This window comes from Rhodococcus sp. C-2 (assembly GCF_027854095.1).
Classification (GTDB): domain Bacteria; phylum Actinomycetota; class Actinomycetes; order Mycobacteriales; family Mycobacteriaceae; genus Rhodococcus_F; species Rhodococcus_F qingshengii.
The window spans coordinates 185,468-196,818 of the sequence record NZ_JAQGFI010000013.1; the positions used below are offsets into that span (position 1 = coordinate 185,468).

Annotated in this window: 9 protein-coding genes; 6 read left to right on the forward strand and 3 right to left on the reverse strand. The window is 63.5% G+C overall.

Going from position 1 to position 11,351, the window contains the following annotated elements; translation table 11 throughout:
- Positions 1–2: 2 nt before the first annotated feature.
- On the reverse strand, positions 3–1,316 hold the full coding sequence (locus tag PCS43_RS26215) for a D-arabinono-1,4-lactone oxidase (protein WP_042450351.1): 1,314 nt from the start codon (positions 1,314–1,316) through the stop codon (positions 3–5).
- Between the two features lie 78 nt (positions 1,317–1,394).
- Between PCS43_RS26215 and PCS43_RS26220 the strand changes: the two genes are divergently transcribed.
- Together PCS43_RS26220 and PCS43_RS26225 are read left to right on the forward strand one after the other, a co-directional pair.
- Positions 1,395–2,042, forward strand: a complete 648-nt coding sequence (locus PCS43_RS26220; RefSeq protein WP_020908434.1) for a TetR/AcrR family transcriptional regulator — start codon at positions 1,395–1,397, stop codon at positions 2,040–2,042.
- Positions 2,043–2,112: 70 nt separating this feature from the next.
- On the forward strand, positions 2,113–3,288 hold the full coding sequence (locus tag PCS43_RS26225) for an amino acid deaminase/aldolase (RefSeq protein WP_007736155.1): 1,176 nt from the start codon (positions 2,113–2,115) through the stop codon (positions 3,286–3,288).
- A gap of 29 nt (positions 3,289–3,317) precedes the next feature.
- Here the strand turns inward: PCS43_RS26225 and PCS43_RS26230 are convergent, their stop codons facing one another.
- Positions 3,318–6,761, reverse strand: coding sequence for a TM0106 family RecB-like putative nuclease (locus PCS43_RS26230; protein ID WP_209909289.1), 3,444 nt, complete (start codon positions 6,759–6,761; stop codon positions 3,318–3,320).
- An 83-nt stretch (positions 6,762–6,844) separates the two neighbouring features.
- On the opposite strand from PCS43_RS26230, the gene PCS43_RS26235 reads away from it, so the two are divergent.
- Positions 6,845–7,486: an alpha/beta hydrolase gene (locus tag PCS43_RS26235; protein WP_003945142.1), complete on the forward strand. Its 642-nt coding sequence runs from the start codon at positions 6,845–6,847 to the stop codon at positions 7,484–7,486.
- 5 nt (positions 7,487–7,491) lie between these two features.
- Here the strand turns inward: PCS43_RS26235 and PCS43_RS26240 are convergent, their stop codons facing one another.
- Entirely contained in the window at positions 7,492–8,109 is a 618-nt protein-coding gene (locus tag PCS43_RS26240; RefSeq protein WP_030536921.1) for a cysteine hydrolase family protein, read from the reverse strand.
- Positions 8,110–8,201: 92 nt separating this feature from the next.
- Between PCS43_RS26240 and PCS43_RS26245 the strand changes: the two genes are divergently transcribed.
- The 3 genes from PCS43_RS26245 to PCS43_RS26255 all read left to right on the forward strand — a co-directional run bounded on the left by PCS43_RS26245 (position 8,202) and on the right by PCS43_RS26255 (position 11,343).
- Positions 8,202–8,903: a FadR/GntR family transcriptional regulator gene (locus PCS43_RS26245; protein ID WP_007736157.1), complete on the forward strand. Its 702-nt coding sequence runs from the start codon at positions 8,202–8,204 to the stop codon at positions 8,901–8,903.
- Positions 8,900–10,270 (forward strand): FAD-binding oxidoreductase, encoded by a 1,371-nt coding sequence (locus PCS43_RS26250; RefSeq protein WP_209909286.1) that lies wholly within the window; start codon positions 8,900–8,902, stop codon positions 10,268–10,270. Before PCS43_RS26245 ends, PCS43_RS26250 begins: the two co-directional genes overlap by 4 nt.
- A gap of 164 nt (positions 10,271–10,434) precedes the next feature.
- Positions 10,435–11,343, forward strand: a complete 909-nt coding sequence (locus tag PCS43_RS26255) for an NAD-dependent epimerase/dehydratase family protein (protein ID WP_270923133.1) — start codon at positions 10,435–10,437, stop codon at positions 11,341–11,343.
- Positions 11,344–11,351: the final 8 nt, after the last annotated feature.

Genomic DNA, 11,351 nt, shown 5'->3' on the forward strand with positions numbered 1-11,351 from the left:
CGTCAGTCGCCGAGCACCTGACGCAAGTATTCGTTGTCGAACACACGATTCGCGTCGTACTTGTCTCGAACGGCGACAAAGTCGTCGAGTCGGTCGTACGTCGGACGCAGGTCGTCGACGGTCCGGTTGTGCATTTTTCCCCAATGCGGCCGGCCGTCGACGGCGCGCGCGATGGCTTCCACCGCGGCGAAGTACTCCGTTTCGGGTCGGCGGTGGTACTGGTGTACCGCGATGTATGCGGTGTCGCGTCCGTGAGCAGTGGAGAGCCAGAGGTCGTCGGCGGCAGCAAAACGTACTTCGACGGGGAAAGCGACGTTGGTTCCGGACTTCTTCATCCAGCGGTCGATTTCGTGAAGTGTCTCGGTGACGTGTTCGCGGGGAATCGCGTATTCCATCTCCTTGAACTTCACCCGGCGCGAAGACGCGAATACCCGGTAGCTGCGATCTGTGAACTCGCGGGCGCCGAGCAATCGGGACGACACGTTGTTGATTCTCGGGATCGCGGCCGGTGCCAGGGTGGCAACGCGGTTGACACCTTCGAAGAGTGTGTTCGAGAGGAGTTCGTCGTCGACGAACGCGCGGACCTTGCCCACCGGATCGGGTTCGGTATCTCCGGGGAGTCGCGTATTGCTCTTCGTCAGGACACGATCGGTGTGCGGGAACCAGTAGAACTCGAAGTGATCCAGGCCCAGGCGATCGCCCTCGAGGGTGTCCAGTATGTGAGACAGCGTGTCGGGTTCCTCGATTGCGCGAAGTGTGAATCGCGGAACGCAGGCGAGAGTGATCTTCGAAATGATGCCGATTGCGCCCAATCCGAGGCGGCCCGCTTCGAACAGCTCGACGTTTTCGTCGGCGCTTGCGGTAACGACGGATCCGTCGGCGAGAACGATCTCGATTCCGCGAATCTGTGTGGCGATACCGCCGAATCGTGCGCCGGTGCCGTGCGTGCCGGTGGACGTCGCGCCGGCCAGTGACTGGACGTCTATGTCACCGAGATTTGCCATCGCATATCCGCGTTGCCACAAGGCGTCGTTGAGAGCATGAAGGCGAGTGCCTGCAAAAACAGTGACCAGCGCACCGTCGTCGGTCGGTGTGATCGAGTCGATTCCGCTCAAGTTGTCCAGGCTGACGAGGACACCGTCAGTGACCGCGACACCGGTGAACGAGTGGCCGGCGCCGACGGCCTTCACACGTTGGCCACGCGAGGCGGCCTCGGCGACCAACGACGAAAGTTCACGGGTATTTGTCGGCGTCGCAAAGCGACGCGGCGCGGCGCTTTGAGTGCCCGCCCAGTTCTGCCAAGTGTCCGAAGCCATTACGCAATAATGTACTTGGACGGTCGTCCAGGCAAGTATTGCGCGAAGATTTTGTCATTTGCGTTCTACGATCATTGGATGCTGAACAGGCTCCCGGCGGACGAACGCCGCACACAATTGGTCGAGTCCGCCTTGTCTATTGCGGAACAGCGCGGTGTCAGTTCTGTGACGGTAAGGGCGGTGGCAGAGGAGGCCGGGGTATCGCTCGGCGTCGTTCATTACTGCTTCGAGAGCAAGGAAGCGCTGATCGCGGCAATGGGTGAAACGCTCATTCTGCAGCTCAGTGCGTCGATGCAGTATGCGTTCGCGCAGGTCCGCCATGCGCCGGATCTCAGTGGCGTGCAGGGGCTCAGGGAATTGCTGCACATCGGCCTGACCGGAATGTGGCCGACCATCGAGGCAACCCCGGATCGCCAGTTGTTGACCTACGAAATTACTGCGCAGGCACTGCGTAGTCGCAATCTCGGAGCCGAACGTGCTGGGGCGGTTGCATTTGAGCAGTACCGAATCATGGATGAGCTCGCGGTGTCGTTTCTCGAAGAGTGCGCCAAGATATCGGGCACGGTGTGGACGGAGCCGTTGAGTTCGATTGCGCGACTGAGTCTTGCGATGATCGACGGCCTTGTTCTGCGATGGCTGGTCGATCGTGACTCCGACGCGACTATTGCCGAGTTCGGAGAAATGGTTCAGGTAATCGCCAACAAAGCCGTGGTCGCGCCTCAGTAGAACCGCCATCCTGGACATACGTCCAGGATTGGTGATTGACTGGTCGCACGCCGCGACGATTGGATCATCTGTGACCCGGACCCTTGATCGACTCACTGCTGCCACGCGAGAACTCGACCCGCCTCTGGCTGCTCTGGATCTGACCACACTGCGCAGTAATGCAGCCGACCTGGTGCGCCGCGCCGGTGGAACCCCGGTGCGAGTGGCGAGCAAATCGGTTCGTTGTCGGACGGTTCTGGCTGAAACTCTCGGCGACACACTGACCGCGTCCGGCGGATTCCGCGGAATCATGGCGTACTCACTGCGCGAGGCTCTGTGGCTGGTCGGGCTCGGCGCACGGGACATCCTGATGGGGTACCCGACCGCCGATCGTGGCGCCATCGCGGATCTCGCTGCCGACGACACCGCTCTCGCATCGATCACCTTGATGGTCGACGACGATGCGCAGTTGGACCTCATTCGTTCGGCGTCGACGGGGGATGCGCCTGTCCGCGTGTGTCTCGACGTCGACGCGTCACTGCGGATCGGCCCGATCCATCTGGGCGTACGACGCTCGCCACTGCGCGAACCTGGCGCGGTCGCCGCACTCGCGGCGCGTGCGCGCCAACGCGGATTCTCCGTCGTCGGAGTGATGTTCTACGAAGCCCAGATTGCCGGCCTTCCTGACACCAGTGCTCCGATCGGTTGGGTCAAGAAAGCCTCTGCCCGCGAATTGGCGTCCAGAAGGGGCGCTGTGGTCGCGGCCGTCACCGATGCCGTGGGTGCACTCGAGATCGTCAACAGCGGCGGTACGGGGTCGCTGGAGGTCAGCTCGGCCGATCCTGTGGTGACCGAGGTAACAGCAGGCTCCGGACTGTACGTACCGACCCTGTTCGACCGCTACCGTGCCTTCCGTCCCGATCCGGCGCTGTTCTTCGCGCTGTCGGCCGTGCGCAAACCGACGCCGTCGGTCACGACCCTGTTCGGTGGCGGATACATCGCGTCGGGACCTGCGGGAGCCACCCGCGTTCCGTCGCCGGTCTGGCCCGCCGGTCTCAAACTGCTCCGTAACGAAGGTGCCGGCGAAGTCCAGACGCCGGTCACCGGGAAGGAAGCCGGCAACATCGCGATCGGCGACCGTGTGTGGTTCCGTCACGCCAAAGCCGGCGAGCTGTGCGAGCGCTTCGACCGCGTGTACGTGGTCGAAGCCGACGGCACCCGAACCTCGGTTCCCACCTATCGCGGCGAAGGGCAGTGCTTCGGGTAGGGCAGTGTTTCGGGTAAGACAGGCTTCGGCTAGCTCGTCAGCCTCATGAACGCGCCCAGTTCGACCAATCCCGCAGGCGTACTGGGCATGTACTGCGTCAACGCGTGCGATCGAACGATGATCGCGCACCACTTGCCGCGTGAGACAGCAACATTGAGACGGTTTCGCGACAGCAGGAACGACATCCCTCGCGGGACGTCCTCGACGGCAGATGCGGCCATCGACACGATTGCCACCGCAGCCTCGCGGCCCTGGAACTTGTCGACGGTCCCGACCTCGACCTCCGTGAGACCGGCCTCGGTGAGATCGCGCTCGACGGTGCCCACCTGGGCGTTGTACGCCGCGACCACGAGAATGTCCGACTGCTCCAGCGGCCTGGTTCCCTCGAACTCGCTCGGGTCGGTCCAAGGCGTGCCGAGAAGGCCCTGGATCTGGCGAACGATTTCCTGGGACTCTTCCGGGGAGTAGGTGGAATTGCCGCGGTGATCGACGAACACCGTGTGTACTCCGGCAGCGAGTCCGTCGAGCTTCCTTGCCGCACTGACGGTTTCCTGGGAACGCAGCTTGCCCTCGTACGACAATGCGGACACGGGCGCACACAGATCCGGGTGCATCCGCCACGTTTTCTCGAGGAAGTAGCCGAGTTCGGGTGGCAGTGCGCCGTGTCCCTCGGCGAGCCAACCGAGTGCCGATTCGTCGACAGGTTCGGGGTGAGTACCTTGGCTCACCTGCGGCAACTGCTGCGGGTCGCCCAGCAGCAACAGGTTTCGCGCGGAAATCGCGACGGCAATGGTGTTCGCCAGCGCGAATTGACCTGCCTCGTCGACCACGAGCAAGTCCAAACTGCCGGCGGGAACACGATCGGTGTTCGCGAAGTCCCATGCAGTGCCGCCGATGACGCAGCCGACGCCTTCCGCTTCGGCGATGAATCCGGCGTATTCCTCGGACGCGATGTCCTGCCATTCCGCGGTCTTGCTGCGGCTGCCCTTCTTTGCGACCAGTGCGGGGTCCACGCCGGCCTTCAGAATGCCGCCAAGCATGTTCTCGACCACCGAATGTGATTGTGCCACCACGCCGATTCGCCAATGGTGTTGTTCGATCAGTGTCTTGACGACACGAGCGCCCGTGTAGGTTTTGCCGGTACCGGGAGGACCTTGCACCGCCACGTAGGAATCGTCGAGGTCGAGAAGTGCGGCGGTGATGGCGTCCGCGTAGTTGTTGTCGGCGCCGACGGGCGGGAGCGGTGAACCCGAGCGTGTCCTCGGGGTGCTGCGCCGGAGAATGTCGACCGCTGCTACGGGTGGCAGTTCGGGCAGGATCTCGCTGGCGCCGGATGCGGCAGCGGCGATGGACTTCTCCATGCGTCCGGTGGGAATCGGACGACCAGGTGCCAATGCGACTGGAGCATCGAGGTATTCGTCACCGCCGAGCAGTTCTTCGACGGTGACCACGTCGAGTCCTTCGGACTTGACCACGGCCGTGACCTTGACGCTGCTGGTGCCGCGTTGGGTGGGGTTCTCGCTTGCAACGGCATCGGGGGAGGGGGTTGCGTAGAGAGCGAACAGATCACTGCCCGGGCTCAAAGATGTTCCGGTGCCGAAACTTCCGGTCAGCTGAATGTGTCGACGGAACTTCTTCTGACGTGGAGTGCTCTTGTGCCAGTCCGCCTCGATTTCGGACTGTTCGACCACCATGACGTCGCGGATGTCCACCAGGTCTTCGATCGGTGCGACCAATCGGTCGAAGTGGGCCCACCAGTACGGCTTCCGCTCACGATTGTGGTACCCCACCGCAGCAGCCAGTAGAGCAGCTGCCTGCTGATCGGGGGTACGCGCCGAACCTGCCTTGTGTCCTGCGAATTCGCGGAGCGCGATCTCCGATTCGGTGAGCTCCTCGAGTGGAATCTTGATCTGCCCGGTCGGCTCACGAAGTTCGACGCCGTGTTCTGCGGCGCGCTCGGCAAGCCAATCGCGCAGGCGCAGAGTGGATTCGCAGTCGTATTCGTTGTAGTCGGAGATGCCCTGAAGAAGTTCCCTGGCCTGGTCGGCTTGTCCGCCGTCGCGCAATTGGCAGTAGTCGGCATAAGCGACAACCGAAGCGGCGGCATTGGTCACGTCGCCGTCGCGGCCGTGCTCACCCATGTAGAGCGGCTCGAGTTTCTTGATGCTGTACGAGCGTTGTCCGATCCGCAGGCAGGCACGGACGATCGGGTACAGGTCCACGAGCACGTTCTCGCTGAGCAGGGTGTCCACCGTTTGCTCGCCGACACCGTGACGTGCGGCCAAGCGCAACAGCGCCGATTTCTCGTACGCGGCGTAGTGGTAGATGTGCATGCCTGGATGAGCTTCTCGACGCGCGGTGACGTAATCGAGGAAGTCGAGGAGCGCCTGGCGCTCACCCTCGCGATCGTGTGCCCAGAACGGCTTGAACACGTAGTCGTCCGCCGGCCCTTCGACCACACCGAACAGATACTCCAACCCCCAATCGGTGGACCCGTCCTCGGCCCAGAGCGGATCGCCCTCGAAGTCGAAGAAGATGTCGCCGTCGTCGGGGATGGGGAGTCCGCCGAGCGCCGAGGGTTCGTAGACCTCGAATTCGGCGTCGCCGGACACTTCCTGGCGTAGTTGAACCGCTGCCTGTGCACGGAGCTTGTCGAGTGTTTCCCGGCGGATTCCCTCGACAGGGCCGGTGCTCGCGGCGAGTTCGTCGATTGTCGTGATCCCCGAGACGATCAGCTGTTCACGCTGATTGCCGCGGACACCCGCAACCAGCAGCAGGTCTCGATGGCTTTCGACCTCGACGCTGCAGGTGTCGCATCGACCACAACGCAGGTACCGATCGTCGAGCCACTGTGTCGGTTTCCCCTCGGCGCGGTGCTCGTCGAGGACTCGTTCGAGTTCAGCTCTACGTGCCGCGAATACCGGCGCGATGTCTCCGATGTCGTGCGACGACGTGCTGCCGTCGCCTAGCAGTAGATGAACTTGATCGGAGGCGGCAATTGCATTGCGCTCCAACGCATCCGCGTATGCGGCGAGTTGTAGAAGTGCCGACACCTTGGCGTGCCGGGAGAGCTTGCTGTCGTAGACCGCGTAGGTGTCGCCTTCGCGGACGAGGAAATCGCAGAACCCTAGGAATCGGCCGTCGAAAAAGGTTCCCTGATAAATGACTGGCGCGCCCGATCGTGCTGCCTCGACGGTGGCCAACGTGGCAGCGGTCAGGCCTGCGCGTGAGTGTTCCGGTCGCGGCATGACGACGACGCCGTCTCCGTGCTGATCGATGAACTTCTGAAGCTGTTCGCGCTCGTGCGAGTCGCCGAGGCTCGACGTCCGTTCGAGCATCGGATCCGCCTCGGCGGCCTCGGCCGCGATCAGACCGGTACGGGCGTCGAGTTGCCGCAGCAGTGCGAACTCGCACGAGGCCGCAGCCGAGAGGTCGCTGGCGCTGTAGACGATCTGATCATCGAGTAGGAACACAGGGCGATTGTGCCATCGCTCACCGACAAGGCAACCCACCAGTAATCGCTCACCAGCCGCGGATATCGGTAGCGGCGTGCAGAATGACGATCATGCCTTTCTTCGACGGACGAACCGGTCAGGTGCACTTTCGGCATTGGCCGGCGGCAGGGGGTGCGGTGCCCACGGTGTCACTGGTCTTTCTGCACGGTCTCGGCCAGCACAGCGGCCAGTATCACCGCTTCGCGGGCGCAATGACGGCGTCGGGGATCGACGTGTGGGCGATCGATCACACCGGGCACGGTTTGTCGGAGGGTGATCCGGGAGTCGGGGCTCCGCTCTCCGATCTTGCTGCCGATGCAGCCGCGCTGGCTGACATCGCCTTGGCGGAACTGCCCGAAGTTCCGCAGGCGGTGATGGGTCATTCGTTAGGTGCCGTGACGGCGCTGACGATGCTGGCTCATCGCGATCACGATTTTGCCTCCGCAGTGCTGTGCGGCATCCCGCGCAGCGCGGTCGAGCAACACGGGTGGGCGGAACTCTCCGACGCGGGCATCCCGGTTTTGGTCGTTCACGGTACCGACGACCGGATCGCCCCGGTCGATCCCGTCCGGGACTGGGCGCGGACGCTGCGCAACGTCGAGATGCGCGAGTTCGAGGACGCCGGTCACGACCTGCTGCACGAGAAGGTTCACGCCAGTGTCACCAACGTCAGCCGTGAATTCCTTCTCGCGCATTCCAGGTAGTCCTCTCAGGAGAGCGCGCCGAGCACCTCTTTCGACGTGACGGGGTGCGAGAACATCGGGTAGTCGTAGGTGATCGCGTTCTCGTGTTCGGCGACCGAAGTTCCGGCTACACAATCGGTGAGTGTGATGACCCGGTAGCCGTTCTCGTATCCGGTGCGCATGGTCGATTCGACGCAGCAGTTGGTCAGGAAACCGCCGAGAAGTATCGTGCGAATTCCTTTGCTGCGCAGAATGAAATCGAGGTTGGTGCTGGCAAAAGTGTCGAGTCCGCGCTTGCCCTCGATGACGATGTCGCCGTCTTTCGGAGTGAGGTCGTCGACGATAGCGGCGCCCCACGAACCTTTCACGAAGGCCTTTCCGTCGACGACGCCCTTGAGGATTCCGTACGGATGCGAGGTGATTTCGTTGTACCCCTCGGCGAAGGTGATCGGTGCGTGCATCACGGTGACACCCGCCGCACGGGCCGCATCGACCAGCGCGGCGGTGTTCGCGAGGAGTCCGTTCGATTCCATGACTGGTGCGACGGCCTCGTGGAGGACACCGCCCTCGGTGGTGAAGTCGTTCTGGTACTCGATGAGCACGACGGCGGTGGTCGCGGGATCCAATTCGAGCTTGTCGGTCATGGTCGGCACCTTCTCTGTTGTGGTCCGGGTCACGAATCTCCTCAATTAAACAGTTTGTCAGACAAGCAGGCAAGGGGTGGTAGCGTCGCGGCATGGATACGACTCCGTTGTCGCGCATGCCGCTCAGCCTTGCCGTGTCGGGAAGAATCCGTGCTGCCATTCTCGACGGCTCGCTTCCCGTCGGTGAGGCATTGCCGACCGAACAGGAACTCGCGCAGACGTTCTCGGTGGGTCGATCGACGGTCCGTGAGGCGCTTCGGGTCCTGCAAGCGCAGGGATTGTTGACCGGCGCGGACACCACTTCTACTGCCAGGCCTCGGGTGACGCACGAGCATACGGCCGATTCCGCGGCCACAGCTCTCAGCACGGCGTTGCAGGTGGGGGCAGTTCCATTGGGCGATCTTGTCGAATTGCGAGTGCTGCTCGAAGCTGCTGCGCTGCGCACCGTCGTCGCGGTGCCGAACGGCGCCCGGGATGCGATCGAGCGGATGCGCGTCGCAACCCTTGCCGACGACTCGGTCGCATTCCACGACGCCGATGTCGACTTTCACGTTGCGCTGGCCGGAGCCGGCGGGAACAAGGCGTTCGGGTTGGTCATGACGGTTCTCCGCGACAGTATCGCCGGCTACCTGCTGAGTGAACTCGACTCGCGCGAGAACTCGGCGGCCACGCTCGGCGCACTGTTGGCAGAGCACGAGGGTATCGCTGACGCGATCGAGCGCGGCGCAGCTGACGAGGCCGCCGTTTTGGTCGAGCGCCATGTGCGCGGATTCTACGAAGGACGAACACAATGACCACGAGTATCGATCTGTTGGATGAACGCTTGCAGAAAGCGGTGGGGGACAGGGCGACAACCGATCCCGACCGAATGGGCGCGTACGTCCGGGATCAATCACTGCTCACCGCAGCCGGAAGGCCCGCCGCGCTGGTCAAGGCGAAGACGGTCGACGACGTCGTTGCGGTCATGACGGTGGCGCACGAACTCTCCGTTCCCGTGGTGACACGAGGGGCAGGTACCGGGTTGGCCGGCGCCGCCAACGCACTCGACGGATGCATCGTCTTGAGCGTCGCGGGCATGGATCGCATTCGCGAGATCGATCCTGCCGCGCGCACCGCCACGGTGGAGCCTGGAGTGATCAACGGTGACCTGGCGGAAGCTGCTGCACAGCAGGGACTTTGGTACGTACCGGATCCGGGAAGCCGGTCCATCTCGAGTATCGGCGGCAACCTGGCGACAAATGCAGGCGGCATCTGTTGCGCCAAGTACGGCGTCACCGGTGATCACGTTGCGGCCCTGACGGCGGTACTCGCCGACGGGCGTGTGATCCGTACCGGTGCACGGACGCGCAAAAACGTTGCGGGGCTGGACCTGACACATCTGCTCGTCGGGTCGGAGGGCACTCTCGCGGTCATCGTCGAAGCCACGATGCGGTTGCGTACGGCGCCCACTGCCGCGACCACTGTGGTCGCCTTCTTCGATTCCGCGGAGTCCGCGATCGATGCCGTCCTCGCCGTGTCGGCGGTGGCCGAACCGTGTCAGATGGAGTTGATGGACGACGTCACCATCGGCGCCGTCAATCGGCTGACCAAGATGGGGCTGGACGAATCGGCCGGGGCGATGCTGCTCATCCAGTGCGACGGTAGGTCGGCGGCCGCCGAGGCAGCGGACTGCGCCGCGGCGTGCGAAAGCGCCGGGGCCCGAGAGGTTTTCCACACCGACGATCCGGTGGAAGGTGAAGAGTTCACCGCCGCGCGCCGCATGGCCTTGCCGGCTCTCGAGGCGTTGGGCACGGTACTTCTCGACGACGTCGCGGTGCCGGTGCCGGCGTTGCCGTCCGTGTTGGAATGCATTCGTGAAGCGGCCGATCGCCACGGCGTCACGATCGGAACCTTCGGTCACGCCGCCGACGGCAATCTCCACCCGACCATCGTGTTCGACGCTGCCGAATCGGGTGCGCAGGATCGTGCGCGCGGAGCTTTCGACGACATCGTTGCCGGCGCACTGGCGTTGGGCGGAACGATCAGCGGTGAACACGGTATCGGGGTTCTCAAAGCGCCGTACATGGCGGACATGGTCGGCCAGACCGAACGCGAAATGATGCTTGCAGTCAAGGCCGCATTCGATCCGAAGAACGTTCTCAATCCCGGACGAGGTATCTGAGCGGTTCGTCCGTGCCTCAGTCGCCGGAAATTGCGCTACCAGACGAACGTGTTGCCGCACGACGCTTTTCAAGTGACGATGGCCCTCATGAAGCTGTTGATGCTCGGAGGAACACGGTTCCTCGGCCACGCTCTCGTCGATGACGCTTTGGTCCGGGCTGGGAGGTGACAGTGCTCCATCGTGGGCTCACCGGAGCGCCACCACCTACAGCGGAGGTCCTGTTTGCGGATCGCACCGATCAGCGTGCGATGGTTGATGCGCTCGGTGATCGTCGATGGGATCTTGTCGTCGACACCTGGTCGGGTAGCCCCCGAGTGATCGGGGAAAATGCGCGCGTCTTACTCGGTCACGTCGACCGGTACGCATACATCTCCAGTGGATCCGTCTACCAATGGGGCTTGCACGTAGACGAGACCTCACCAGTGGTGGCCGCATCTGCGACCTCCGATGACTACAGCGATTACGCGTCCGCCAAACGCGGGGCCGAACTCGCTGTCCTGGAATCCTTCCCGGACGCGTTACTCGCGAGGGCAGGGTTGATCCTCGGCCCGCGCGAGGACATCGGGCGGTTGCCGTGGTGGCTGCAGCGTATCGCGGCGGGCGGACGTGTCGTTGCTCCCGGAGTGCCGACCAGACCGTTGCAGTACGTCGATGCCCGCGACATCGCAACCTTTGTCCTGGCCGGACTGGCCGCCGGGATCAGCGGGGCATACGACGTCATCAGCCCGTCCGGCCACACCACTACCTCCGGGCTCCTCCAGGCGTGCGTGGATGCCACCGGTTCGGACGCTGAACTCGTGTGGATCGACGAGGACAGGCTGGCCGCTGCGGGAGTGCAGCCGTGGACACAACTTCCGTGTTGGGTTCCGCAAGAGGGCGAGTTCGCGGGCTTCCTCGAAGCCGACACCGCCAAGGCGGGGCAAGCAGGGCTGCGGTGCCGGCCCGTCGAAGACACCGTGCGCGATACCTGGGAGTGGATGCAGCGGGAAACTCTGCCGACTCAGCGGGAGGATCGTGCGGTGCACGGCCTTCCATCCGAGATCGAAAAGGAACTACTCTCCGCCGGACAGTGAAACGAGTC